The sequence below is a fragment of the Pseudomonas sp. 21LCFQ010 genome (genome assembly GCF_024129905.1).
GTDB lineage: Bacteria > Pseudomonadota > Gammaproteobacteria > Pseudomonadales > Pseudomonadaceae > Aquipseudomonas.
This window is the reverse complement of record NZ_JAMYDZ010000005.1, coordinates 182,718-208,981: the sequence shown is the minus strand read 5'-3', so window position 1 is coordinate 208,981 and position 26,264 is coordinate 182,718. Positions and strand designations below refer to the sequence as shown.

Here is a 26,264-nt window from a genome sequence, read left to right as displayed (position 1 = left end):
GACGAAGCGGGCCGCAAAGCATAAAGCCTATTCAAGGCTTGCGAAACAATTCCCGGCTCACCAGCGGGCGCCCCCCCAAGTGCACCGCCAGCGCCTGACGCATCAGCCGCTTGGCGGCAGCCAGCGTACCGGGAGCACTCCAGTCGGCCTGCGCCATGGCCAACAGCTCTGCGCCCTGGAACACACCTGGTTGCAGCAACCAGACGCGCTCCAGCCCCGCATCGACCAGCAGCCGATAAAGGCCGCCGGCTTCCAGCGGATCGCCATTGGTGTCGGTGTCCAGGGCAAAGCCATACCCCAGGTCGTCCAGCAATCGCCATTCAAACGAACGCAACAGCGGCTCCAGCGGCAAGCCCTCGGCCAGCGCCAGCAGGGTTGCAGCGTAATGCTCGAAGACCGCCGGATGCGGATCCTCGGCAGGCAGCAGGCGAATCAGCAGTTCATTGAGGTACATGCCGCTGAACAGCGCTTCACCGACCATCCAGCTACCGACGCCGGCAGCTTCCATACGCAATACGTTCTTCAGTTCGCCCTTGCCGCGAAACTCGGCTTCGAGCGGCAGAAACGGTCGCGCCAGGGTCCCGGCCTTGCCACGCGCATTGCGCAGCACGGCGCGCAACCGGCCTTGCGGCGTCAGGAAGTCGACCAGTGCGCTGTTTTCGCGGTAGGCCCGGCTGTGCAATACATAGGCCGGTTGAGCGTTGGAATTGCTCATGGGAGAGCTCGTAGAAGAAGATTGCCGGCCATGACTGGGCATGGCCGGAGCACGGCCTGTTAAAGCTCGTTGTAGCCCAGCGAACGCAGGGCACGTTCGTCGTCCGACCAGCCACCCTTGACCTTGACCCACAGGTTGAGCATGACCTTGGAATCGAACATCACTTCCATGTCGCGGCGGGCATCACTGCCGATGCGCTTGATGCGCTCGCCCTTGTCACCAATGATGATTTTCTTCTGCCCGTCACGCTCGACCAGAATCAGCGCGTGGATATGCAGGGTATGGCCCTGCTGCTTGAACTCTTCGATTTCCACGGTGATCTGGTACGGCAGTTCGGCACCGAGCTGACGCATGATCTTCTCGCGCACCAGCTCAGCGGCCAGGAAGCGGCTGCTGCGGTCGGTAATCTGGTCTTCCGGGAAGAAGTGATCATTCTCGGGCAGGTTCTTGGCGATCACCGCCTCCAGCGCTTCGAGGTTGTGACCGTTTTGCGCCGAGATCGGCACCACCGAAGCGTTGGGCAGTTGCTCCTGCAACCATGACAGGTGCGGGATCAGGTCGGCTTTTTCTTCAAGACGGTCGGTCTTGTTGACCGCCAGGATCACCGGCCCTTCGATGTATTGCACACGCTCCAGGACCATCTGATCTTCGTCAGTCCAGCGCGTGCGGTCCACCACGAAGATCACCACATCGACGTCTTTCAACGCCGCCGAGGCGGTCTTGTTCATGTAGCGGTTCAGCGCTTTGTCGCTGTTTTTGTGCATGCCGGGGGTATCGACGTAGATCGCCTGTACATCACCCTCGGTCTTGATCCCGAGCATGGTGTGACGGGTGGTCTGCGGCTTGCGCGAAGTGATCGCAAGCTTTTGGCCGAGGATGTGGTTGAGCAGGGTCGATTTGCCCACATTGGGGCGGCCGACAATGGCGACATAGCCACAACGGGTCACGTTTGTTTCAGTCATTGCCATTCTCCACGCCCAGGGCGATAAGGGCCGCGGCGGCGGCGACCTGCTCTGCAATACGCCGGCTGACACCCTGGCCGCGGCTTTTTTCGTTCAACAAGGTCACTTCGCACTCGACGAAGAAGGTCCGGCAATGCGGCTCACCCTGGATATCCACCACTTCGTAGCGCGGCAGATCACAGGCCCGCGACTGGAGAAATTCCTGCAGCCGGGTTTTCGGGTCCTTATTGGTGTCGACCAGCGTCAGGCTGTCGAACTCATTGGTCAGCCAGGCCAGCACGCGCTCGCGCGCAGTCGCCATGTCCGAATCCAGGTAGATCGCACCGATCAGCGCTTCCAGGGCATCGGCCAGAATCGACTCGCGACGGAAACCGCCGCTCTTCAATTCACCCGACCCCAGCCGCAGGTACTCGCCCAGGGCAAAGCCCCTGGCCAGCAGCGCCAGGGTCTCGCCTTTCACCAGCCGGGCACGCAGGCGTGACAACTGGCCTTCACGCGCCTGTACGAACCGCTCGAACAGCGCCTCACCCGCGACGAAGTTGAGGATGGCGTCCCCAAGGAACTCCAGGCGCTCATTGTTGCGACCCGCATAGCTGCGATGGGTCAATGCCAGGATCATCAGGTCCTGGTCCTTGAATGTATAGCCGAGCTGACGCTCCAGGCGACTCAGGGGTGCACTCACGGTTTGGCCACGCTGAATTGCTCGTCGAACTTGATAACCAGATCGAGGTTGAAAAACAAATGTTCACGCTGCTCATAATTCAGGTGGGCGCTGAACTTGCCGCCTTCCTCTTTCACGCTTAACGCCTTTTTCAAATCTACATCCTGGATGTTATTGACCTGCATGTTCTTACCGACATAACTATAGAAGTCATCGACAGTTTCGATACCAAGGGCTTGCTGATGACCGGCCAGCTGGATGCTCTTCTTCAAGGAAAAGTAGTCGAGATAGTGAGGAATTGTCTTGAGTGCCATCGTCACTGCCAGGCCGATCAGCCCCAGCAACAGCAACAATCCCATCAGCGACATCCCGTGCTGCCTGTTGTTGAATGTCATGTTATTCCCCAAGGCCGTCTGACTGATGCTTCAGACATACCCAAATGACATACGGCGCTGTCCGAACAGCGCCGCAGTAATTACTTGATCAACCCTACCCGTGAGAACGTAGGGAAATGGCTGAGCTTGGGCTCAGGCCAGCTCATCCAGACCGCGAAGGCCTTGCCGACGATATTGCGGTCCGGAACCATGCCCTGCTCGTCTTTGGGAATATTGGGATCATCCCAGTAACGGCTGTCGTTGGAGTTGTCACGGTTGTCGCCCATCATGAAGTAGTGCCCGGCCGGCACACTCCACTCGGTGTCAGGTGGCGTACGGTAGCGGCTCATTTCCTGACGGATCTGATGCTCGACCTCACCGAGTTTCTCGCTGTACAGCTCAGCGCTGCCCAGCGTGCCCGGCTCGCTGCCGATCAGGGTTCTGGCGACTGGCTGGCCATTGACGAACAGCCGCTTGTCGCTGGTGTAGCGAATCTGGTCACCCGGCAAGCCCACTACCCGTTTGATGTAGTTGACGCTCGGATCACTCGGGTAGCGAAACACCATGACATCGCCACGCTGCGGATCACCGACCGGGATCACCTTCTTGTCGAGCACCGGCAGGCGGATACCGTACGAGAACTTGTTGACCAGAATGAAATCGCCCACGTCGAGGGTCGGCTTCATCGAGCCCGACGGAATCTGGAAGGGTTCAACCAGAAACGAGCGCAATACCAGCACGATGAACAGCACCGGAAAGAACGACTTGCCGTATTCGACCAGCAGCGGCTCTTTGCTCAAGCGCTCAACGACCGCCATGTCCGGCTGACCGACGCTGCCCTGATAGCTGGAAATGGCCGCCCGGCGCCGCGGCGCCAGGAAGACCAGATCAAGCAGCGCGAGCATGCCGCAGACGAATACAGCGATGACCAACAACAGCGGGAAATTTAGTGACGACATAGGACCCTGACTATTCCAACCTGAGCACTGCGAGGAAGGCTTCCTGTGGAATCTCCACGTTACCGACCTGCTTCATGCGTTTCTTACCGGCCTTCTGCTTCTCCAGCAGCTTGCGCTTACGACTGACGTCACCGCCATAACACTTGGCCAATACGTTCTTTCTGAGTGCCTTGACCGTTGTCCGGGCAATGACCTGACCACCAATGGCAGCCTGGATGGCCACGTCGAACATCTGCCGCGGGATCAGCTCTTTCATCTTCTCGGTCAACGCACGGCCTTTGTAGGCGGCGTTGTCACGGTGCACGATCAACGCCAGGGCATCGACCTTGTCGCCGTTGATCAGAACATCGAGCTTGACCAGGTTGGCCGATTCGTAACGATCGAAATGATAGTCCAGCGAAGCATAGCCACGGCTGGTGGATTTCAGGCGATCGAAGAAATCCAGCACCACTTCGTTCATCGGCAGGTCGTAACGAACCTGTACCTGGGTGCCCAGGAACTGCATGTCGCGCTGTACGCCACGCTTTTCGATGCACAGGGTGATGACATTGCCCAGGTGCTCTTGCGGCACAAGAATGGTGGCCTGAACGATCGGCTCACGGAAATCTTCTACCGACGACACATCAGGGAGCTTGGACGGGTTGTCGACGTAGATGGTTTCACCGGTCTTGAGCTTGAGCTCGAAGATCACGCTTGGCGCGGTGGTGATCAGGTCCAGGTCGTACTCGCGCTCCAGACGCTCCTGGATGATCTCCATGTGCAGCATGCCCAGGAAGCCGCAACGGAAACCGAAGCCCAACGCATCGGAGCTTTCCGGCGCGTACTGCAGGGAGGAGTCGTTGAGGGTCAGCTTCTGCAATGCATCGCGAAAATCTTCGAAATCATCGGAGCTGACCGGGAACAGGCCGGCATAGACCTGTGGCTGAATACGTTTGAAACCTGGCAGTACATCGACCTCAGGGGTCGTGCTCAGGGTCAGCGTATCGCCCACCGGGGCACCGAGAATTTCCTTGATACTGGCAATGATGAAGCCCACTTCACCGGCCTTCAGATCAGCGGTGACAGTGTGCTTGGGGTTGAACACGCCAACGCTGTCGACCAGGTGCACCTTGCCGGTGGACTTGACCAGAATCTTGTCGCCCTTCTTGACCCGGCCCTGACGCACGCGCACCAGCGACACAACGCCGAGGTAGCTGTCGAACCAGGAGTCGATGATCAAGGCTTGCAGCGGCGCCTCGATATCGCCGGTGGGCGCCGGGATGGTCGCGACCAGGCGTTCGAGCACTTCATCCACACCCATGCCGCTCTTGGCACTGCAGGCCACCGCGTCGGTGGCATCGATACCGATGATTTTTTCGATTTCGTCTTTGACCCGATCCGGGTCGGCCTGCGGCAGGTCCATCTTGTTGAGGACCGGCATCACTTCCAGGCCCTGCTCGATGGCGGTGTAGCAGTTGGCTACCGACTGGGCTTCAACCCCCTGCCCGGCATCGACCACCAGCAGTGCGCCTTCACAGGCCGCCAGCGAACGGCTGACTTCATAGGTGAAGTCGACGTGGCCTGGCGTGTCGATGAAGTTCAACTGATAGGTGATGCCATCTTTGGCCTTGTAGTACAAGGTGACGCTGTGCGCCTTGATGGTGATACCGCGCTCACGTTCCAGGTCCATGGAGTCAAGGACCTGAGCTTCCATCTCACGGTCGGACAGACCGCCGCACATCTGGATGAAGCGGTCGGCCAGCGTCGACTTGCCATGGTCAATGTGGGCGATGATGGAGAAATTGCGGATATGACTCAAATCACTCACGGATCAACACTCAAAAAAGTCGCAGGCAGGTCGCCCGCCGAAAAATAGCCGGGAATTGTACCTGAAGCGAAGCGCAGGCGTCACGTTTGCCGCAACGCCCTCCCATGTCTGACGGCTACAGGCACGACAAGGGCGGCTTGCGCCGCCCTCTTTTCTTCTCAGCCTGAGTGAATCACTCCGCAAGCTTGAAGGTAATGAAGCTGGCCCGGCCCTGACGCAATACGCGCATGGACACCGAACGGTTCTTCGGCAGGCTCTTGGCCACCTCGGTAAACTGCTTGGCCGACACCACTTCCTGATTATTCAGGTGGGTGATGACATCTCCGCCACGCAGGCCGATCAGCGCGGCAGGGCCGCCCTGCACTTCTTTGATGACCACGCCGCCCTTGAGCTCCAGGCTCTTCTTCTGCTCGGCGGTCAGCTCGATCACCGAAACACCCAGGCGATTGCTGCTGCGCTCGGCGCCGGTGCCCGGGATACCTTCTTCCTGACCTTCGTCAGGCAGCGCGCCCACAGTGATGGTCAGATTCTGACGCTTGCCGTCGCGGATCACTTCCAGCTCGGCCTTGCTACCGTCCTTGAGGTTACCGATCAGGTGTGGCAAGTCAGCCGACATGACAATAGCCTGGCCGTTGGCACTGAGGATCACATCCCCCACCCGCAGCCCGCCCTTGGAGGCCGGGCTGTCCTCAAGCACCTGAGCGACCAGCGCACCCGCCGGACGATCAAGCCCGAAAGACTCCGCCAGGTCTTTGTTGACCTCCTGAATCACTACGCCCAACCAGCCGCGATTGACCTTGCCGGTAGCCTTGAGCTGATTGGCAACATCCATGGCCACATCGATCGGGATGGCGAACGACAAGCCCATGAAACCACCGGAACGGGTGAAGATCTGCGAGTTGATACCGACCACTTCGCCTTTCATGTTGAACAGCGGACCGCCGGAGTTACCCGGATTGATCGCTACGTCAGTCTGGATGAACGGCACGTAAGTGTCGTTCGGCAGGCTACGCCCCTTGGCACTGACAATACCCTTGGTCACCGAGTGATCGAAGCCGAACGGTGAGCCGATGGCCAGCACCCATTCACCGACCTTGAGGTTGGCGGTGCTGCCCAGCTTGGCGACCGGCAGGTCCTTGCCGTCGATTTTCAACACCGCAACGTCGGTGCGCGGGTCGGTCCCCACCAGCTTGGCCTTCAGCTCGCTGCGATCAGACAGGCGGACAATGATTTCGTCGGCGCCATCGACCACGTGGTTGTTGGTCAGAACATAACCGTCATTGGAGATGATGAAGCCCGACCCCAATGACTGCGCTTCGCGCTGGCGATCGCCACGCCCCGGCGCACGCTGCCCCGGCGGCATGCCGCGCTCAAGAAACTCGCGGAGCATCGGCGGCAGGCCTTCGAGATCCGGCATCTGCTGGCTGGCCATCCCACGCTCTGGCATTTTCTGGCGGGTACTGATATTCACCACCGCTGGCGAAGCTTGCTCGACCAACCCTGTGAAATCCGGCAGGTCCTCGGCCTGAGCAGCAACAGCCTGACCCAGCACCAGCACAGCAGCCATGACTGAGAAATAAGATTTCAAGCGTAGTATCGACATACGGCTCCCGTTCCTGACGAGCAAAGTTAAGCAATACAAAGCGACTGTTCCATGAACCTGGCCCTTAGGCCCAGGCACCGCGCTCTGGATTCAGATTCCGGCCGGACTCATTTCTGACAACACCAGAAACGACAAAGGCCAGAGCTGCAAAGCTGTGACCTATAGAAAAAAACGCGTTTGATTGCAACTTGCAAAGCACACCAAACATTTCAGCGATTCATTTCCAGCTCAGGCAAATCGTAGGCCGCAGAACAGCCGGGCGCAAAGTGAAACCTTTTACATTCTGCGCAACGGCTGCCCGCTCGACTCATTTGCTGGCAGGCGTATCGGAGTGACGCATCGACAACGCGATACGCTCGGCAGTGCCGACGGGAATCTCGCCGACCACAGTGACCATCGCCTCGTTCTGCCCGACGCCCAGACGACGTGACACTACCGCCGTGGGACCGAACTGGGTACGAATGTCAGAAGACCGGGTACCGTCAACCGGCTCGACAAATACCGAGAAACGCGCCAGACCGTCGCCGTATAGCTGACTGATGACCCGCGTGTGACTGCCCTGCTCTTCGCGAACCGACTGATTGGTCAGCTCGAAGCCCGACGGCAGCCAGTCTGTGTGCCAGGCATTGGAAACCACGGGCTTTTCAACCGGCTTGCTCTTTGCCACCTGCAGAGGCTGACAGTCCCCGCTGGCCTGCAAGACCTTGTCTTCAATCGGCTTGGCAGCGTCGTATTCGACAAACTGGAAGCGCTCCAGCAACACGCCCCGCTCACTGAGCAACAGCGATTTGAGGGCCATACCGGTTTGGTTATCCAGATGCAGCTCGATACCGTAACGGTGCTGATCCTTGGGCGACATGACCAGAATCGTGGCAGGCCGCCCGGCAACCCGAGAGCTTCCAGCGACTTTCATGTCGTACCAGGCAGATAATTTACGCGCATCGAGAACCCGGCCCGAAGGGTCCGGAAGATTGGCCAGCCCCTCTACGAGCGTGCCGCTGACGCATTGCGTCAGACCATCGACACGCACGATTTCCTGGGCAGAACCATCGAGCTGGAGCAGACGCTCACGGACTTTGCCATCAAGGACCCTGTGCCAGATGCGATGGGTAGAGAAGCTACCGTTACGCTCGTAGACGAAGGCCCCTTGAAAGCTTTGCTGCTGCTCGGCTTGCGCAAGACGCTTGAGCAGATCTTGCGCATTGTCAGCATACGCTGGAACGGCTAGCCATCCACTGAACAACAAAGGTAATAGTAGAGGAGTGGCTCGCATAGGTTTCCTTAGCGGTATTAGCGGTTTTCCAGACTCGCTGCGCGGGCATAAGGCAGTGCACTTTCAGTTTCTTTCAGTGCGGCCTGTTGTGCGTGCTGGCGCAGGTAACCCGGCACACGCTGATCATCAGCACCTGCCTGACCTTCGACCGCACCATTGGCAGCAGGACCGGCCTGCTCAGTGGTGTAGCCAGCCAGAACTGCCGGGCCTTGCGGCTGAGCGACAGACAGGTTCACTGGCTGCTGGTTCTGTTGGGCCAGTTGTGCACCGGTAATCTCATCCTGGTTGTACAGACGTACGCCAGCCAGCACCGCCACGGTCACCGATGCGGCGACAGCCAGGCGACCGAGAGTCCGCCATGGGCCACGACCGGGCTTGAGTGGCGAGGCCTCATCGGCGATCGCTGCCGATACAGCCGCCGAGATGTCCAGATGAGGCATCAGGAGCTCCTTGTGCATCGCTGCACGTGCTACCTGATAACGCGACCAGGTGGCGCGAGTCTCAGCATCGTCAATGGCATTCAATACCCGACGTAATTCCAGTTCGTCCGCTTCGTTATCCATTACCGCGGACAGCGATTCCTGCAGGGCTTCACGACTCATGGCGGGTTCCTCTCTTGGCTAGCGCCGCTGTCTCAGGATTCCTGCAACAACGGCTGCAGGGCTTTATCGATGGCTTCCCGAGCGCGGAAAATCCGAGAACGCACGGTACCCACCGGGCATTGCATGACGCTCGCAATGTCCTCATAACTAAGACCGTCGAATTCGCGCAAAGTTAGAGCCGTACGCAAATCTTCCGGGAGTAACTGGATGGTTCGATGCACGGTGCCCTCGATCTCATCCCTCAACAATGCACGCTCCGGCGACTCGATGTCCTTGAGGCCGTGATCGCCATCGTAGAACTCCGCGTCTTCAGATTTCACATCGCTGTCCGGTGGCCGCCTACCGCGGGACACCAGATAGTTTTTCGCCGTGTTGATGGCGATGCGGTACAGCCACGTGTAGAAGGCGCTGTCGCCGCGAAAATTGCCGAGCGCGCGGTAGGCCTTGATAAAGGCTTCTTGCGCAACATCTTGAGCTTCATGGGTGTCGTGCACGAAACGCACGATCAACCCGAGAATCTTGTGCTGGTACTTCAGCACCAACAGATCAAATGCTCGCCGGTCGCCGCGCTGAACGCGCTCTACCAGCTGCTGATCCTCTTCCTGGGTTAGCATGAACACTCCTCATTGAGCCTGAAGGAGTGTTGCAACTGCCATCGTTCAGGCTTGCAAACATAGACTCGGGCTTTTGACAAAAGTTCTCCCCCCTCAGGCAAAGTTTCCTGCGGACACTGAGCTGCCCCGCACGAAAAACGCAGCACGAACGAAGCCGGCTGCGCCAAATAATCTTTACGTCGAATCAGCCGCGGATACTGCTCGCGCATGGCCGACGCTGTCCCTTTACAGGCATCCTGCTATTGAGCACGTGGCTCATTGAAAAGTTCCCGTTGCACCAATAACCGCAGGCGTGAGCGCCTGCATGCAGTGACACTCAGGCAATCGACAACGACCACACTGAAAAACGGTATGCACGCACCCGGAGTCTGGCGCACAATCCGGACCCGCCTCTGGTCTCACAATGCCATGAAAGCGCGGGTATTGTGCCGATCCCACCTTACTTATACTAGTGGCCGCTCTACGCGGAATTCATACATGAGCCAACATTTTCAGCATGATGTCCTGATCATTGGCAGCGGCGCGGCAGGATTGAGCCTGGCCCTGACCTTACCCGAGCATTTGCGCATTGCCGTCTTGAGCAAGGGCGACCTGTCCGACGGCTCGACATTCTGGGCCCAGGGCGGTGTGGCTGCGGTGCTCGATGATACCGACACCGTGCAGTCGCACGTCGAAGACACGCTCAACGCCGGTGGCGGACTGTGCAACGAAGACGCCGTGCGCTTTACCGTCGAGCATAGCCGCGAAGCCATCGAGTGGCTGATCGAACAGGGCGTGCCATTTACCCGTGGCGAGGAAGGCGACGAACGGCCGCAAGGGTTCGAGTTTCACCTGACCCGTGAAGGCGGCCACAGCCATCGGCGCATCATCCACGCCGCCGATGCCACGGGCGCCGCGATTTTCAGGACCCTGCTGGAACAGTCCCGGCAACGCCCCAACATCGAGCTGCTCGAACAGCGCGTGGCCGTCGATCTGATCACCGAGCCGCGCCTGGGCCTGCCAGGCCAACGCTGCCTGGGCGCTTACGTGCTCAACCGCAACAGCGGCGAAGTCGACACCCATGCAGCGCGCTTCACCATTCTCGCCTCGGGCGGCGCGGCCAAGGTCTACCTTTATACCAGCAACCCGGATAGCGCTTCAGGCGACGGGATTGCGATGGCCTGGCGCTCCGGCTGCCGGGTGGCCAACCTGGAATTCAACCAGTTCCACCCCACGTGCCTGTATCACCCGCAGGCCAAGAGTTTTCTGGTCACCGAAGCGTTGCGCGGTGAAGGTGCGGTGCTCAAGCTGCCCAATGGCGAACGCTTCATGCCGCGTTTCGACCAGCGAGCCGAACTGGCGCCTCGCGACATCGTGGCCCGGGCCATCGACCACGAGATGAAACGCCTGGGCGTCGACTGCGTTTATCTGGACATCAGCCACAAACCGGCCGAGTTCATCAAATCGCACTTTCCGACGGTTTATGAGCGCTGCCTGAAATTTTCCATCGACATCACCCGCGAGCCGATCCCGGTGGTGCCGGCGGCGCACTACACCTGTGGTGGCGTGGTGGTTGACAGCCATGGTCGCACTGACGTCCCCGGCCTGTACGCCATCGGCGAGACCAGCTGTACCGGCCTGCACGGCGCCAACCGCATGGCCAGCAACTCGCTGCTGGAGTGCTTCGTCTACGCCCGTTCGGCAGCGGCGGATATCGTGGGGCAACTCGACCAGATCGATATGCCTGCCCAATTGCCGGGCTGGGATGCCAGCCAGGTAACCGACTCGGACGAAGATGTGATCATCGCGCACAACTGGGATGAGCTGCGGCGTTTCATGTGGGACTACGTGGGTATTGTGCGTACCAACAAGCGCCTGCAACGCGCCGAGCACCGGGTACGCTTGCTGCTCGATGAGATTGACGAGTTTTACAGCAACTATAAAGTCAGCCGCGACCTGATCGAACTGCGCAACCTCGCCCAGGTGGCCGAACTGATGATCCGCTGCGCGATGGAGCGCAAGGAGTCCAGAGGGCTGCATTACACGCTGGATTATCCGCAACTGCTGCCTGAAGCCCTTGATACCGTATTGGTCCCTGCCAACTACAACGCCTGACTCAAGGACACCTCTCAAGCGTAACGGGCAAACTTGAGCAGCACGCGCAGGCGTCGGTGGGTATCCGGCGCCAGCGCATCACGGGGAATACATACAGAGCGGGTCAACCAGCCACCACCCTGCCCTGCTCGCGGACGAAAGCGCAAGACAATGATCAGCGGCAAAGCCAGGCTGTCGGCAGCGATCTGCACGGGCTGCCAGCCGCGTGCCTGGCTCCAGACCTGCCAGCCATCGTGGGCATGGCGCACACCCCGAAATGCACGGGCTTGGCTGAGCAGAATGGCTCTGGGCAAGACCCAGGCCGCATGCCCGGCACAGACCAGCCAGCCGAGCAGGGTCAACAGAACGGGAACATCAAGCAGCCAGACAGCCAGGCAGGCCAGCGTCTGGGCCACAAGGTAAGCCGTCAGCAGACTCCTGGAAGTCTGCCAACGGCATTCGAAAGCTTTACTTCGGCTGGACACGATCCAGGATCATGCGCACCATGCGCTGCAACTCGGCATCGTCAGACTCGCCACGCTGCATGAACCAGACGAACATGTCCTGGTCTTCGCATTCAAGCAGCCGACGATACAAGGCGCGGTCGACCTCGTTCAGGCTCGCGTAAACCTCCCGGACAAACGGGACCAGCAGTACGTCCAGCTCCAGCATGCCACGACGGCTGTGCCAGAACAGGCGATTGAGCTCTACATCGTCGACCATGAAACGCTCCTCGAAATCAGGCGGCGAGTATACAGGTTTTGTGACCTGGCTCGAATCAGGCTATTTGACATCCGCCCCCTGCGACCGAGGACGGCTACGCCGTCCGCGCTATCCTTCCCCGCCCTGAACGGCGGGGGCTTGTCGCGCCCCGATGGTCAAAAAGCCTTGCATATACCTTTATCGTCATCAGACCACTATGATGTAGGTCATTCCTTTTAGATTTTGCGATGACCATGGCCGAATCAGCTTTTTTCTGCACGTTGTCCCATGAGGGCGTTCTGGCAGTACGCGGCGTAGACGCCGGCAAGTTCCTTCAGGGGCAACTGACCTGCAACATCAACTACCTGAGCGCAACCCGCTCCGGGCTCGGCGCGCGCTGCACCCAGAAAGGCCGGATGCAGTCGAGTTTCCGCATCCTCTTTGAAGCCGATGGCTGCCTGCTGGCCATGGCCAGCGAACTGATCGAGCCGCAACTGCTGGACCTGCGCAAGTATGCGGTGTTTTCCAAATCCAAACTGACCGACGAAAGCGCTGCCTGGGTGCGCTTCGGCCTGCAAGATGGCGATCAGGTGTTGAACAGCCTGGGCCTGGAACTGCCGGCCGAAACCGACAGCCTGGTGCAGGTCAATGAGCTGCTCGCCACACGGGTCAGCCCAGGCCGGGCCGAACTCTGGGTCAAGGCTGAACAGGCCGAGCAGGTTCAGGCACAGCTGGTTGCGCAACTGCCGCAAGGCTCGCTCAACGACTGGTTGCTGGGCCAGGTACGCGCAGGTATTGGCCAGGTGATGCCTGCGACCCGCGAAGAATTCATCCCGCAGATGATCAATCTGCAGGCAGTCGGCGGGGTCAGTTTCAAGAAAGGTTGCTACACCGGCCAGGAAATCGTCGCGCGCATGCAATACCTGGGCAAGCTCAAGCGTCATCTGTATCGCCTGAGCCTGCAAGCCGAGGAAATTCCCGAGCCGGGCGCCGCGCTGTTTTCACCGGTGCATGCCAGCGCAGTAGGCAATGTGGTGATCGCCGCACGGGCCGCCAGCGGCGTTGAACTGCTGGCCGTACTGCAGGATAACGCCATCGAGGGCGGCCAGGTTCACCTGGGCAGTGCCGAAGGCCCGGCCCTGGAGCTTCTGGATCTGCCTTACAGCCTGGACAGCAAGCTGGAAATCCAGCGCTGAGCCAATCCGGCGGGCCTGCAAGCCCGCCGCATACATATAAAAGCCCACAGCTACGAGATTTGACATGAGCAACATGGCTGCCGAGGTACAAAAGGCCCTGATCAGAGCGATTGAACGGGATGCCTTGTTCCTGCCAACCTTGCCGGAGGTAGCTCTGAAGATTCGTCAGGCTGCGGAAGATACCGAGATCAGTGTGGCCGCACTCAGCCGGGTAATCGGCAATGACACAGCACTGTCGGCGCGCCTGATCCGGGTCGCCAATAGCCCGATGCTGCGTGGTGCGGTAGAGATCAGCGACGTGGTTTCGGCCATTCGCCGTCTTGGCGTGAATTACACCAGCAATCTGGCCATCGGCCTGGTAGTGGAGCAGATGTTCCACGCCAAGTCGCCGGTGATCGAACAGAAGATGCGCGAAATCTGGCAACAGAGCCTGCAAGTGGCCGGCATCTGCTATTCGCTGAGCCAGCGGCATCATCATCTCAAGCCGGACCAGGCCACCCTGGCCGGGCTGGTACACCTGATCGGGATCCTGCCGATCCTGACCTATGCCGAAGACCACTTCGAGCTGCTGGCCGATCCGGTCAGCCTCAACCATGTCATCGACAATATCCACCCGACCATCGGCGAACGCCTGCTATGCACCTGGGATTTCCAGGAGTCACTGGCCAATGTGCCAAGCCAGTTCCAGAGTCTGGATCGAGTATCGAAAAAAGCGGACTACATCGACCTGGTACAAGTGGCCAGCGCACACATCAACAGAGGCACCAGCCATCCACTGGCGCAGGTAGACATCGTCGACCTTCCGGCCTTTACCCAGCTAGGGCTTGACCCGGCTGGCGGACAACTGAGCGTGCACATGGATGAGGCCAGCAGGATGCTGTACTGACCGCACCCTGCATCGCGGCCGCTACAGAGAACGCTTCGCGGCTGAAGCGGATCGCCGCCCGGCCCCTCCTACGGGAAACTCACCCGCACCTTCAAGCCCCGCTCCGCACCGTCATGTAACGAGATCTGCGCCAGGTGCGCCCGGCAGATCTCGCCGACGATCGCCAGGCCCAGGCCAGTTCCGGCGCTCTGCTGATTACGCCGATAAAAGCGCTCGAATACCCGCTCACGGTCTGCTTCAGGGATGCCCGGGCCGTCGTCTTCGACTTCCAGAATGCCAGGGGCGATGACCCTCAGCACGACGTTGCCATCAGCAGGCGTGTGAGCCATGGCGTTGTCGAGCAGGTTGCTGAGCAATTCGTTGAGCAGGGTGGGTTCGCCACGCAGCCAGACCGGCTCGTCAGCTTCCAGCGCCAGGGCCACGCCCCGGGCATGGGCCAGCGGCGCCAGCGCCATGCCCAACTCACGGGCCAACTGGCTGAGATCAAGGGTCTGCGCGCCCCCCTCGGCAATCGCCCGTGCGCCGTTTTCGATTCGCGCCAGCGACAACAGCTGATTGGCCAGATGGGTGAGCCGGTCGGTGCTTTGCGCCGCCGACTCCAGCGTGCTGCGCCACTGCTGCGGGTCATGCTCGCGCAGGCCCAGCTCGACTCTGGCCTTGAGCGCCGCCAGCGGGGTGCGCAGCTCATGGGCCGCGTCGGCGATGAACTGCGCCTGGCGTTCGAACTGATGGCGCAGGCGTTCGGTAAAGTGATTCAGCGAGCTGACCAGCGGGCGCAATTCGTGCTGGACCTCGACCATCGGCAGTGGCCGCAAGTCATCCGGCTGACGGTCTTCCACCGCACTGCGCAAACGCTCCAGTGGACGCAAGGCGGCGCTGACGGTGAACCACACCAGCAACATCGCACCGGCACCGAGCATCCCCAGCCGCAACAAAGTATCGGCCATCAGACTGCGAGCCATGCCGACCCGCGCCTCCTGGGTTTCGGCCACCCGAATTTCCGCAATGCCGTTCATGCCCGGCTCGCTGACCGGCTTGAGCAGGCTCACCACCCGCACATCCTGCCCACGATAAACACCGTTATAGAAGCTGGCCAGTGCCGGGTAGTCATCAGTGCGCAAGGTGCCGGGCGGCGGTGAAGGCAGATTCTCGAAGCCCGAGATCAGACGCTTGTTGATGTCATTGACCTGATAGTAGATGCGCCCTTCGCTGTCGTAGGCGAAGGTATCCAGCGCCACGTAGGGAATCTCGGCGCTGAGGGTGCCATCACGCTGGGTCAGGCCGGCCGCGATGGTCCGCGCCGAGGCCAGCAAGGTTCGGTCATAGGCGGTGTCGGCCACTTCCCGACCGTTCCAGTAGGCGCTCATGCCACTGGCCAGCATCAGTACCGTGAGCAGCAGCGCCAGGCTCCAGAGCAACCGCCAGCGCAGGCTGTCATTGCGCATCGCGGCTTTCCAGCAGATAGCCCAGGCCGCGGAAGGTCACGATGGCCACCGAGTGGCCGTCCAGCTTTTTGCGCAGCCGATGAATGTAGATCTCGATCGCATCCGGACTGGCTTCTTCATCCAGGCCAAACACCTGCCCGGCCAATTGCTCCTTGCTCATCACCCTTCCCGAGCGGGCAATCAGCACTTCCAGCACGGCCTGCTCACGGGAGGTCAGGGTCAACAGTTCGCCGTTGATGGTGAAGCGCCGGGTATCCAGGTCGTAGACCAGCGCACCGCAGCGCTGCTGCCGCTCACCGCCCAGCACACTGCGCCGCAGCAGCGCCTTGACCCGGGCTTCGAGCTCGGACAGCTCGAACGGCTTGGCCAGGTAATCATCTGCGCCCAGGTTCAGGCCGTGCACGCGGTCTTTGACATCGCTGCGCGCGGTGAGCATCAGCACCGGTGTGTGACGCCCGCGTCCGCGCAGGCGGGCGAGTACCTCGAAACCGTCCATGCGCGGCAGGCCGACATCCAGCACCACCGCTGCATACTCCTCGCTGCTCAGCGCCAGGTCTGCCGCCACACCGTCGTGCAGGACATCGACGGTCAGCCCGGCCAACCTGAGCGCCCGGGATACGCTTTCAGCCAGTTGCAGATGATCTTCGACGAACAGCACGCGCATCGTGGTCTCCAGAAATGCCTTTGGGGGGTGAGTCGGCTGGAGTGTACAGGGGCGTACATGGCTGTGAAGCCCCGAAACAATTTGAGGCTGCTTGGTTTATTTGGCAACCAACATTGAAAGGTTAGTGAAAGGTTGGTGATTTAGCATCGCGCAAACGCCCGAAAACTGAGCGTTCCACAAGGTGCCAACGAGCATCTGCATAACAAGAAAAATAAAAAGGATTTACTCATGACCACGCCATGCATGGCTGCGCGCTCATTGACCCGAACAGCACGATGCGCTGCGCTCGCGGTACGCCACTCCCACTTGCCTATACCCCGTCTTCCAGAACTCCGATGCCAGTGATGACACCGGTGCACGCTGCTGCCTGAGATTTTCTCAGCAGCCCTGCTTCACCCTTTAAAAACAAGAAACGCTTCAGGAGACTGCCCCATGAAACGACCCTTGCACCATCTTGCCCTCGCGGCCGGCGCCATGCTGATGGCCAGCCAGTTGTTCGCTGCTGAACCCAAACGCCCCGAATGCATCGCACCGGCCTCCCCCGGCGGCGGCTTTGACTTGACCTGCAAGCTGGTCCAAAGCGCGCTGATCAACGAGAAGATTCTCACCTCGCCGATGCGCGTGACCTACATGCCGGGTGGCGTGGGTGCGGTAGCCTATAACGCGGTGGTCGCCCAGCGGCCGGCCGATGCCGGTACGCTGGTGGCCTGGTCCAGCGGCTCGCTGCTCAACCTGGCGCAGGGCAAATTCGGTCGTTTCGATGAAAACGCTGTACGCTGGCTGGCAGCCGTAGGCACCAGCTATGGCGCCATCGCCGTGCGCAGTGACTCGCCCTACAAGAACCTCGACGATCTGGTCAAAGCCTTGAAGGCCGACCCGAGCAAGGTCGTGATCGGCTCCGGCGGCACCGTCGGCAGCCAGGACTGGATGCAGACGGCGCTGATCGCCAAGGCCGCCGGTATCAACCCGCGCGCCCTGCGCTATGTCGCTCTCGAAGGCGGTGGTGAAATCGCCACGGCACTGCTCGGCGGCCACATCCAGGTGGGCAGTACCGACATCTCCGACTCGATGCCGCACATCCTCAGCGGTGACATGCGGCTGCTGGCCGTCTTCGCCGACAAGCGTATCGACGAGCCGGAAATGAAAGACATCCCGACCGCCAAGGAACAGGGCTACGACATTGTCTGGCCGGTGGTGCGTGGCTTCTACCTCGGCCCGAAAGTCAGCGACGAAGACTACAACTGGTGGAAAGCCTCGTTCGACAAAGTGCTGGCCTCGGAAGACTTCGCCAAACTGCGCGATCAGCGCGAGCTGTTCCCGTTTGCCATGACCGGCGCCGAGCTCGATACCTACGTCAAGAAACAGGTGGCTGACTACAAATTGCTGGCCAAGGAATTTGGCCTGATTCAGTAATCAGAACCCACTTGTCTGACTAGCCGTTGCGTCTCAAGAGGCGCAACGCAGGAGATCATCATGGTCTTGCAACGACTTCTTGCTGCCGTGCTGCTATTGGTATGTGCGGCCCTGGCGCTGATGGCCTGGCCTTATCAGGCGCCATTTTCTTACGAACCGGTGGGCCCACGGGCTTTCCCGCTGCTGATGCTGGGGCTGATGTCTGCTGCGCTGTTGTACATGCTGTTTCGTCCCACGCCCATCGTCCATACCGAGGACGAACCGCCACTGGATCGTGAAACCCTGGTCAAGATCGCGGTGTGCATCGGCCTGCTGCTGGTGTTTGCCGGCCTGTTCGAACCATTGGGCTTCATTCTCAGCAGCGTCCTGATCGGCATTCCCATGGCCCGGCTGTATGGCGGCCGCTGGCTGCCCGGTGCCGTGGTGGTCACCCTGATGAGCGTCGGCCTCTACTTGCTATTCGATAAAGCCATGGACGTTCCCCTGCCCTTGGGCTTGCTCAGCGTTCTGGAGAATTGATATGGATACTTTCAGCTATCTGGGCCAAGGCTTCGGCGTTGCCCTGACCCCTTACAACCTGGTCACCGCTCTGTCTGGCACCCTGATCGGCACCATCGTCGGCCTGCTGCCGGGCCTGGGCCCGATCAACGGGGTGGCCTTGCTGATCCCGATCGCCTTCGCCCTGGGCCTGCCGCCGGAGTCGGCGCTGATCCTGCTGGCAGCGGTGTATCTGGGTTGCGAATACGGCGGGCGGATCAGCTCGATCCTGCTCAACATTCCGGGTGAAGCCTCCACGGTCATGACCACCCTCGACGGCTACCCGATGGCTCGCAAGGGCATGGCCGGTGTCGCGTTGTCGCTGTCTGCCTGGAGTTCGTTCATCGGTGCCTTCATTGCCACCTGCGGCATGGTGCTGTTCGCCCCATTGCTGGCCAAATGGGCCATCGCTTTCGGCCCGGCCGAATACTTTGTCCTCATGGTGTTTGCGATTGTCTGCCTCGGCGGGATGGCCGGTGACCGACCGCTGAAAACCTTTATCGCGGCCCTGATCGGCCTGTTCCTGTCGGCGGTCGGCATCGATGCCAACAGCGGCGTGTATCGCTTCACCGGTGACAACATCCATCTGACTGACGGCATTCAGTTTGTGGTGTTGGTGCTGGGCCTGTTTTCCATCAGTGAAATCCTCCTGCTGCTGGAAAAGACCCATCGTGGCCAGGAAGCGGTCAAAGCTACCGGGCGCATGCTGTTCAACTTCAAGGAAGCAGCGGCGGTATTCATCGTCAACCTGCGCTGTGGCTTGATGGGCTTCATTCTCGGCGTGCTGCCGGGGGCCGGCGCGACCCTGGCCAGTGCTGTGGCCTACATGACCGAGAAACGCATCGCTGGCGCCAGCGGCAAGTTCGGCCAGGGCGACATGCGTGGCCTGGCGGCACCGGAAACTGCCATTGGTGCGACCGCCTGCGGCGCGCTGGTGCCGATGCTGACCCTCGGCGTGCCGGGTTCAGGCACCACGGCGGTGATGATCGGCGCCCTGTCGCTGTATAACATCACACCAGGGCCAATGCTGTTCCAGCAGCAGCCGGACATCGTCTGGGGCCTGATCGCCTCGCTGTTCATTGCTAACGTCATGCTGGTGATCCTCAACATCCCGATGATCCGGATCTTCACCCGCATCCTCGCCGTGCCGAACTGGGCGCTGGTGCCGGTGATCGCGATCATCACCGCGATTGGCGTTTATGCCGTCCACGCGACGACCTTCGACCTGTTCCTGATGGTCGGCATCGGCATCTTCGGTTACATCCTGCGCAAGATGGATTTTCCGTTGTCACCGATTCTGCTGGGCTTCATCCTCGGTGGTCTGATGGAGCAGAACCTGCGCCGGGCGCTGTCGATCTCCAATGGCGAGCTGGGCATTCTGTGGAACAGCCCGATCACTATGGGCGTCTGGGTGCTCACAGTGTTCATGCTGCTGTTCCCGCTGTACCGCATCTGGCGCAAGCGCGCCAAACAACGTGCAGCAGTGGCTGATGCCTGATAGCGCCTTTCGCAACTGGTGGGCCACCCCGTTTGTAGCGGTAGCGGGTGGCTACCTGACCAGCCTGATCGGCTGGCCATTGCCATGGATGGTCGGCTCGCTGCTGGCGGTCATCCTGGTGCGCTGCCTGACGCCGTGGCAACTGGGCCCGGTGCCGGGCGGGCGCAAGTTCGGGCAACTGATCATCGGCGTGGGCATTGGCCTGCACTTCAACCCCGCCGTGGTCGAGCAGGTCATCGCCCATTTTGGTCTGATCCTCAGCGGCGCGCTGATCACGGGCCTGTCTTGCCTGATCGGTGTGTGGCTGATGCTGCGCACCGGCGAAGACCGGCCTACCGCATTCTTTTCCAGCATGCCAGGCGGCTCGCAGGAAATGGTCAACCTTGGCGCGCGTAACGGCGCCACCCTCAGTAGCGTGGCGGCAGCGCAAAGCTTGCGGGTACTGGCTGTCGTGCTATGCGTACCGGCCATCTTCAAATACCTGGTAGGTGATGGCGCGCTGCTCAGCCATCCGGTCAGCGTCGACTGGCGCTGGCTGCTGGGCCTGAGCCTCGGCGGCGCAGTGGTCGCGTGGTTATGGCAACGCCTGAAACAACCCAACCCCTGGCTGTTCGGGCCGTTGCTGCTTACCTCGGTGGCAAGCATCAGTTGTGACCTGCAACTGGGCCTGCCCAACGGCGCCAGCCAACTGGGGCAACTGCTGATCGGCAGTGGCCTGGGCTGTCACTTCAACCGGGCATTCTTTCGTCGCGCGCCATCATTTCTGGCGCGCACCCTGTTGGGCACGTCACTGATGATGCTGGCCGCCAGCCTCGCGGCCATTGGCTTGGGCGCCCTCACCCATCTGGATGTGCGCTCGCTGACGCTGGGCATGATGCCCGGCGGGATAGCCGAAATGAGCCTGACTGCGGAGGTGTTGCAACTGTCGGTGCCGCTGGTCACCGCCATGCAGGTCATGCGCTTGCTGTTCGTGCTGTTTCTGGCCGAGCCGCTGTATAGGCGCTGGGTTAGCAACAGCGCTTAGCCGCAGGAGAGTAGCGCCGATCTCCGGCGCTCTTTTGAGCAATGGAAAATCCATTACCGAGCTGCCTGAACCGCAGGTTTCGCCCTGCTGGGCGACCCCATTTTGAAAGCGGCAAAATGGGGAAAAACCGCTTGCTCCTGGTTTGGGTCCGCCCTGCGGGCAGACTTCCCTCCGTCCGGCGCCGATTCGGGGGCCGGCGCGATGGGCGTCCTGCCCAGCGCACCTGAAACCGACATCCATGTCGGTTTCTCCCCCGAATCGACGCCTACCCTCGGCCTGCACCCAAGTCGCGTTCGGCGTCGTTTGTGCCATCTCGGCTCGAAGATCAAAATCAACGGCAACAATGAGCCAATTCCCTTAACTGATCGGCATTCCCCCTACGAAACCCCGTTCATGTGGCCCAGCTCAAAGCACCGGCAGCCGCCAGTCAATCGGCGTCAGGCCGTTCTGTTCGAGAAACTTGTTGGTCCGCCCGAAATGGCCATTGCCGATAAAGCCTTTGTAAGCCGACAACGGTGACGGATGCACCGAGGTGAGGATCAGGTGTTTGGTGGCGTCTATCAGCTTGCGCTTGCCCTGTGCATGCGCGCCCCAGAGCAGGAATACCAGGTTGGGCTGATGAGCACTGACCACTTCAATCACTTTGTCAGTGAAATGCTGCCAGCCACGCCCGGCGTGTGAAGCGGCATTGGCCCGCTCGACTGTAAGGGTGGTATTAAGCAGCAGCACGCCCTGGTCTGCCCAGGATTGCAGGCAACCATGGTTGGGTATGTCGATGTTCAGGTCGCGGTGCAGCTCTTTATAGATATTGACCAGCGACGGCGGCGTCGCCACGCCCGGCTGTACCGAGAAGCACAAGCCGTGGGCCTGGCCCGGACCGTGGTACGGATCCTGGCCGAGAATCACCACTTTCACGTTGTCCAGCGGGGTTGAGTTCAGCGCATTGAAAATCAGCGGCCCTGGCGGAAAGATCTGCTTGCCGGCGGCATGCTCCTGCCGCAGGAACTCGCGCAGCTCAGCCATGTAGGGTTTTTCGAACTCTTCACGCAGTGCGTGCTTCCAGCTGGGTTCGAGTTTGATCCGGTCGTCGCTTGTCATGAAGGTGCCTGCTAAAAACGTTGCGCGGACACTAGAAAAGCTCGCAGGCAAAGTCAAATGCACCTGATCGCCGCCGCCCTGAAAACGGCGCCGCATCAGGCGCCGTCAGTCATCAGGCAAGGTTAGCGCCGGTTATCCCAGCGGTTGTTGTCACGCTGGCGGTGATCATCCCAACGGTTGCGGTCGCGACGATCGTCCCAGCGGTTACGATCACGCCGGTCATCCCAGCGGTTACGATCAGGATGGCGGTCATAATCGCGGCCACGATGCTCCCAGGCCTGGCCCGGCGGGCGGCCGGGTACATAGAGCCGCGGCCCCGGTGGCGGCCCGTAATAACGCGGCTGTGGAGCGTAATAACGGGGCGGTGGCGGACCGTAATAGCGCGGCGGGGGTGCTACATAGATGCGTCGCTCCTGGTAGTAGCCTGGGCCGTCGTAATAGCCGCGTGCGACCGTAGGCTGGGTATAGACATCCGATTCATAGTAACCGGCGCCTCCATAACAGCCGGCCAGTGAAAGAACCAACAGAACAAGCAGGGATCGTCGATACATGGCGGCCTCCTGGACCGCGAGTGGTCGCGAATCAGCGCCGCTGATCGCGTATCCGCCCGATTCTGGGGGACGTTACATAAGACCGGAAAAACCGATTCTGGTGCGGTAAGCATTCGTCGCCAGGCCGTCGAAAACCGCCTGAAAGTGCCGCGCATCCCACGCCATCGGCCTCTCGGCGCTTCGTGACAATGCAACAAAAAATTTCATAACCGTTATTCTGCGCGATCCATAAATAATTACCCTCATCGGCACTGACAACAACGACATAGTGCGTGGCTTTTCTCATTCGAGTCTCTGCCATGCATGATCCCGGTTTCATCCCTCCCAGACCGATACTGCTTGCCGGTCAGGATCAGGAACGCACCGACAGTTTGCCCGCTGCCAATGCCTTTGCGACTTCACCGTTTTTCGATATCCGCCTCCCTCAGCCCGAGCCAGAACCGGCCACCGACGATACCCGGCTTTTGAATGCCCGGCGCCTTGAGCAACTGGCCCGTCTGCGCAGACGCCCAGGCTATGCCTTGCTGGCCGACTCGGTACTGCTGCTGCGCAGCCTGCAACTGGACATGGACGCCCCTGCGGCCTGGCCGCGCTATGTGCGCAAGCGTCTGACTGACTGGCTGCATGAAACCGCAGGCAAACCGTTGGACCCGGACACGCTACGGCTGCGCATCGAGAGCCCCCATAGCGGCGTCGATCCAGACCAGCAAAGCCTGGAATTGAGCCTGAGCCAGTTGGCGGTGACGGCCGGTGATCGGTCTGAGCTGCCGTATCTGGTGCGGGCCAAAGCGATTGACGATGCGCCGCTGGCGGAACTGCCGTCATTCAAGCGCAGCGACCTGCTGCGCAACATCATCGACCAACCCTGGGCAGACGACTACCAACAACAGCTTGACAGGTTCTGGCGCCACCACGCTGACACCTGGCGTCAACTGGCCCGGTTGTCCTGGCTGGATGAACTGGCCCGGCAATTCAAGCGCAAGTACCTGCACCGCGAGGGTTATTACCTTGCCCTCGATGCACTGGGTTATACCCAGCCGCCCGATACGCCTCAGGCAATGCTCGACACTGGTCCGTCGCGCAGTGCGCAGATCTGGCTGTTGCATTTTGGTGATGAGGTAGTGCCTGGGCTGTTTCAGGTACGCTCGCCGTTGACTGCACACTGCTTCATCCACCAGCCGGGTTCAGGACGGCGCCCTGTCGAATACATCAGCGACAACGCCAGCTACATGACCGAACGTCTGCTGGGCGAACTTAACGACTCTGCCATCCACCGCCATTGGTTGTATCACCAACAACCCGGCCAGATCGAAGCACGCCTGTATGTGGGGGACCCGATGCACGCCCTGCAACGGGCCAGCCAGCGCGCTGCCGAGTCTTTTACGCGGACCGGCAGCGACGCATTCATGTGGCAGCCAGCCAGACCGGCGCTGGCACTGGCCGGCGCCGCAGAGCTGTGGCAGGCACGGCCAGCCATTCTCGACAGCCTGCCCGCGCCAATGAACATCGCCACCGGCCTGATGCGCGACTGGCTGCACAAGCAGCACGGGCTTGATCTCAACCCACGCCAGGTGTTCGTCGCCTGGCGCCCTGGCCAACGACGAACCCCGCTGGGCCATGTACGTCAGGCTGGCAATCGTATTCATACGCCCGAAACCCGGCCGATGAACATCGCCAAGGCATTGATCAGCCGCTATCAGGCTGAACAGCCCGAGGGCTACATCGATGAAGGTGGCAAGTGGGCAATCTGGCACGACCCTACTGGTAAGGGTCAGTGGCAAGCGGATAAACAACTGCCGCTCAGTGCCCGACAACTGGCCGGGCACATCGAGCGAACTGACTTCCTGACACTGGTCAGCCGGCGCATTGAAACATTCTGGACACAACAGCAAGCCCAGGTGGAACACGCCTTGCGCGCCGCACTGATCAGCCAGGCGATCGTCGCGCTCAAGCAGGGCAATTTGCAGCGTGGCGGCTTCGACCGCGTGGTCGAGGCCCTGAGCGACCCGGCCGCCAGCTGGAGCGTACTGGGCTTTGAAGTGCAGAGTTCGTTCATCGAAGGCCTTGAGCAGCAACCGTGCTGCAGCCTGTTGATGCTGGCACCGGCCCAACTCAAGCAGCGGGTGTTGTACCAGGCCGGGCAGGCCAACGGCTTTATCGAGTTCGCCGACGCCGATCAGATGAACCGCTACCTGCTCAACGCGATGGCTGATTCCGACTGGCGCACGACGGTAATGCGTTACGTACCAGACCGGCATCAGCAACGCCTGGATTATCTGTTCAGGTTCTGGACCAGCCAGGCACCGCTGCAGACACCGCCCTCGATTCTGCGCCCCTGGTCCGACATTCTGTATCAGCCCGATCGCCACCAACGCCATGATCAGTCACTGTACGAACAGCCGCTGCCAGCCGGGCAACCGTTTGCCTACATGTGCCAGACCCTCAGGGCCAACGCGCTGGAGCACGCCCGTCAGCAGATTGTCACCCCTACGCAACAGACCCTGCGCTACTGGAGCGGGCAATTGCGTCATCTGCAATGGCTGCTGGCGCCCATGTCACTGGTCCTGACACCGGCGGCCGTCGCGGCCCTGGCGACCGAACTGGGGGTGCTAGGTACTGAGATCGCCATGGCCAACCTGCCCGGCCGTCGCTACCCGGAAAAGCAACAGGCACTGACATCGCTTTTGAGCTTCGCTCTTTGGCGCGTGGGCCCGGCCACTGTCCGGGTACTGGACGCCCAGCGTAAGCTCCTCGACAACGGCCGGCGCGTGTTGCGCACCGCCGCCCAGGCACGGGCGCCCGGACAACGGATCGGCGGCCCGACCATGCCCCGCCAGACCCGCCTGGAGCCGTTCTTTCATAACGGCGGCCTGCTCAAACGCTGGACCTTCAGCGGCCCGCAGTACGGCCAATTGCCAGTGCATGTGTGGAAGCTGGGCCGCAAGTTCCTGCTTTGGACCTCAGACCGCGGCCAGGCGCGCACCTTGGTGGTGAGCACCCATGGCTACTACCTGCCGTGGAGCAAAACCGTGAAAATCCCGAACGGCACGCAAATCCACACCTATGCGCCTCACGGCCATATATTGATCGATCCCGGATTGCACCGGGTGGTCAGCCAGCGGGTCAGCCCGTTTGCCATTTCCAGCCCGGCCGGTCACACACCCGCGCTGCCGCCGTTGGTCGCCACCGACAAACTCTTGGCCGGCACCTCGCTGCCGGGTCGCCTGAAAAATTACACGCTGGCGAAATACCAGAGTGCCGGTGCAGAAAGTTACGACGATGTCGGCCGGACAGTGCGCAACAGCAACAGCGGCTTTTTCTCCGGACAACTGCCACCGACCCCGATGGACGTGCTGACGGTACGCAACCGGTTTGGCCGCCTGCCGGCGACGCTGGACGAGTTGTTCGGTAATCTTTTTCAGCAGGGCATTCATTACGACCGGATACTTCTGGTGCATTGCCGCTGCGCCGCGCTGCAAGGGCTGATCGGCCAGGCACCGGTCTACACTGTGCCTGCACGGCTGCCGGGACGCCCGATCAGCCCGTGAAGCAATCTGGCCCGATAAATGCTGGCCACGCAGTGATAGAGCACAGCAATGGGTTTCGT

General features: G+C 60.7%; 24 protein-coding genes. 8 read left to right on the top strand and 16 right to left on the bottom strand.

The features are described from left to right. Positions 1-31 precede the first annotated feature (31 nt). From recO to rpoE, 10 genes are all read right to left on the bottom strand, one after another. The gene (gene recO / locus NJC38_RS08790; RefSeq protein ID WP_045488430.1) at positions 32-715 is read right to left on the bottom strand and encodes a DNA repair protein RecO; all 684 of its coding nucleotides are present in this window, start codon (positions 713-715) and stop codon (positions 32-34) included. A 59-nt stretch (positions 716-774) separates the two neighbouring features. After that, positions 775-1,677 carry a GTPase Era gene (era, locus tag NJC38_RS08785; protein ID WP_045488427.1) on the bottom strand — a complete coding sequence of 301 codons (903 nt, stop codon included), beginning with the start codon at positions 1,675-1,677 and terminating at the stop codon, positions 775-777. Next, the gene (rnc, locus tag NJC38_RS08780; RefSeq protein ID WP_045488424.1) at positions 1,670-2,359 is read right to left on the bottom strand and encodes a ribonuclease III; all 690 of its coding nucleotides are present in this window, start codon (positions 2,357-2,359) and stop codon (positions 1,670-1,672) included. Before rnc ends, era begins: the two co-directional genes overlap by 8 nt. Continuing rightward, positions 2,356-2,733: a DUF4845 domain-containing protein gene (locus NJC38_RS08775; protein WP_253113384.1), complete on the bottom strand. Its 378-nt coding sequence runs from the start codon at positions 2,731-2,733 to the stop codon at positions 2,356-2,358. The genes rnc and NJC38_RS08775 overlap by 4 nt, the downstream gene beginning before the upstream one ends. A gap of 80 nt (positions 2,734-2,813) precedes the next feature. Further along, positions 2,814-3,671: a signal peptidase I gene (gene lepB / locus NJC38_RS08770; RefSeq protein WP_253113381.1), complete on the bottom strand. Its 858-nt coding sequence runs from the start codon at positions 3,669-3,671 to the stop codon at positions 2,814-2,816. Between the two features lie 10 nt (positions 3,672-3,681). After that, positions 3,682-5,478: a translation elongation factor 4 gene (lepA, locus tag NJC38_RS08765; RefSeq protein ID WP_253113378.1), complete on the bottom strand. Its 1,797-nt coding sequence runs from the start codon at positions 5,476-5,478 to the stop codon at positions 3,682-3,684. Positions 5,479-5,650: 172 nt separating this feature from the next. Beyond that, positions 5,651-7,081: a DegQ family serine endoprotease gene (locus tag NJC38_RS08760; protein ID WP_253113372.1), complete on the bottom strand. Its 1,431-nt coding sequence runs from the start codon at positions 7,079-7,081 to the stop codon at positions 5,651-5,653. Between the two features lie 307 nt (positions 7,082-7,388). Continuing rightward, entirely contained in the window at positions 7,389-8,354 is a 966-nt protein-coding gene (locus NJC38_RS08755; RefSeq protein WP_253113370.1) for a MucB/RseB C-terminal domain-containing protein, read from the bottom strand. A 17-nt stretch (positions 8,355-8,371) separates the two neighbouring features. Beyond that, positions 8,372-8,956, bottom strand: a complete 585-nt coding sequence (locus NJC38_RS08750; RefSeq protein ID WP_045488405.1) for an RseA family anti-sigma factor — start codon at positions 8,954-8,956, stop codon at positions 8,372-8,374. Between the two features lie 32 nt (positions 8,957-8,988). Continuing rightward, entirely contained in the window at positions 8,989-9,570 is a 582-nt protein-coding gene (gene rpoE / locus NJC38_RS08745; RefSeq protein WP_045488402.1) for an RNA polymerase sigma factor RpoE, read from the bottom strand. A 477-nt stretch (positions 9,571-10,047) separates the two neighbouring features. On the opposite strand from rpoE, the gene nadB reads away from it, so the two are divergent. Beyond that, positions 10,048-11,664: an L-aspartate oxidase gene (nadB, locus tag NJC38_RS08740; RefSeq protein WP_253113369.1), complete on the top strand. Its 1,617-nt coding sequence runs from the start codon at positions 10,048-10,050 to the stop codon at positions 11,662-11,664. Between the two features lie 14 nt (positions 11,665-11,678). Here nadB and NJC38_RS08735 read toward each other — a convergent pair whose 3' ends face one another. Together NJC38_RS08735 and NJC38_RS08730 are read right to left on the bottom strand one after the other, a co-directional pair. Next, entirely contained in the window at positions 11,679-12,128 is a 450-nt protein-coding gene (locus tag NJC38_RS08735) for a protein YgfX (RefSeq protein WP_253113368.1), read from the bottom strand. Further along, positions 12,112-12,366 (bottom strand): succinate dehydrogenase assembly factor 2, encoded by a 255-nt coding sequence (locus NJC38_RS08730; protein ID WP_045488395.1) that lies wholly within the window; start codon positions 12,364-12,366, stop codon positions 12,112-12,114. Before NJC38_RS08730 ends, NJC38_RS08735 begins: the two co-directional genes overlap by 17 nt. 233 nt (positions 12,367-12,599) lie before the next feature. Here NJC38_RS08730 and NJC38_RS08725 point away from each other — a divergent pair, with 233 nt between their 5' ends. Both NJC38_RS08725 and NJC38_RS08720 read left to right on the top strand, forming a co-directional pair. Continuing rightward, positions 12,600-13,541 (top strand): folate-binding protein YgfZ, encoded by a 942-nt coding sequence (locus NJC38_RS08725; protein ID WP_045494396.1) that lies wholly within the window; start codon positions 12,600-12,602, stop codon positions 13,539-13,541. A 64-nt stretch (positions 13,542-13,605) separates the two neighbouring features. After that, positions 13,606-14,427 carry an HDOD domain-containing protein gene (locus tag NJC38_RS08720; RefSeq protein ID WP_253113367.1) on the top strand — a complete coding sequence of 274 codons (822 nt, stop codon included), beginning with the start codon at positions 13,606-13,608 and terminating at the stop codon, positions 14,425-14,427. Between the two features lie 68 nt (positions 14,428-14,495). On the opposite strand, the gene NJC38_RS08715 is transcribed toward NJC38_RS08720, so the two are convergent. Continuing rightward, positions 14,496-15,872: a sensor histidine kinase gene (locus NJC38_RS08715; RefSeq protein WP_253113366.1), complete on the bottom strand. Its 1,377-nt coding sequence runs from the start codon at positions 15,870-15,872 to the stop codon at positions 14,496-14,498. Next, positions 15,862-16,536, bottom strand: a complete 675-nt coding sequence (locus NJC38_RS08710) for a response regulator (RefSeq protein WP_045488390.1) — start codon at positions 16,534-16,536, stop codon at positions 15,862-15,864. Before NJC38_RS08710 ends, NJC38_RS08715 begins: the two co-directional genes overlap by 11 nt. A gap of 474 nt (positions 16,537-17,010) precedes the next feature. On the opposite strand from NJC38_RS08710, the gene NJC38_RS08705 reads away from it, so the two are divergent. The 4 genes from NJC38_RS08705 to NJC38_RS08690 are packed head-to-tail and all read left to right on the top strand — an operon-like array spanning position 17,011 to position 21,008. Further along, positions 17,011-17,949, top strand: a complete 939-nt coding sequence (locus tag NJC38_RS08705) for a tripartite tricarboxylate transporter substrate binding protein (protein ID WP_231906593.1) — start codon at positions 17,011-17,013, stop codon at positions 17,947-17,949. A gap of 60 nt (positions 17,950-18,009) precedes the next feature. Next, the gene (locus NJC38_RS08700) at positions 18,010-18,468 is read left to right on the top strand and encodes a tripartite tricarboxylate transporter TctB family protein (protein ID WP_253113364.1); all 459 of its coding nucleotides are present in this window, start codon (positions 18,010-18,012) and stop codon (positions 18,466-18,468) included. A gap of 1 nt (position 18,469) precedes the next feature. After that, positions 18,470-19,984 (top strand): tripartite tricarboxylate transporter permease, encoded by a 1,515-nt coding sequence (locus tag NJC38_RS08695; protein ID WP_253113362.1) that lies wholly within the window; start codon positions 18,470-18,472, stop codon positions 19,982-19,984. Beyond that, on the top strand, positions 19,977-21,008 hold the full coding sequence (locus NJC38_RS08690) for an AbrB family transcriptional regulator (protein ID WP_253113359.1): 1,032 nt from the start codon (positions 19,977-19,979) through the stop codon (positions 21,006-21,008). The genes NJC38_RS08695 and NJC38_RS08690 overlap by 8 nt, the downstream gene beginning before the upstream one ends. Before the next feature lie 405 nt (positions 21,009-21,413). Here the strand turns inward: NJC38_RS08690 and ung are convergent, their stop codons facing one another. Beyond that, positions 21,414-22,106: a uracil-DNA glycosylase gene (gene ung, locus NJC38_RS08685; RefSeq protein WP_045488380.1), complete on the bottom strand. Its 693-nt coding sequence runs from the start codon at positions 22,104-22,106 to the stop codon at positions 21,414-21,416. Between the two features lie 122 nt (positions 22,107-22,228). Continuing rightward, positions 22,229-22,657: a hypothetical protein gene (locus NJC38_RS08680; protein WP_253113356.1), complete on the bottom strand. Its 429-nt coding sequence runs from the start codon at positions 22,655-22,657 to the stop codon at positions 22,229-22,231. A gap of 299 nt (positions 22,658-22,956) precedes the next feature. Here NJC38_RS08680 and NJC38_RS08675 point away from each other — a divergent pair, with 299 nt between their 5' ends. Next, complete coding sequence (locus NJC38_RS08675) at positions 22,957-26,205, top strand: DUF6543 domain-containing protein (RefSeq protein ID WP_253113354.1); 3,249 nt, start codon at positions 22,957-22,959, stop codon at positions 26,203-26,205. Positions 26,206-26,264: the final 59 nt, after the last annotated feature.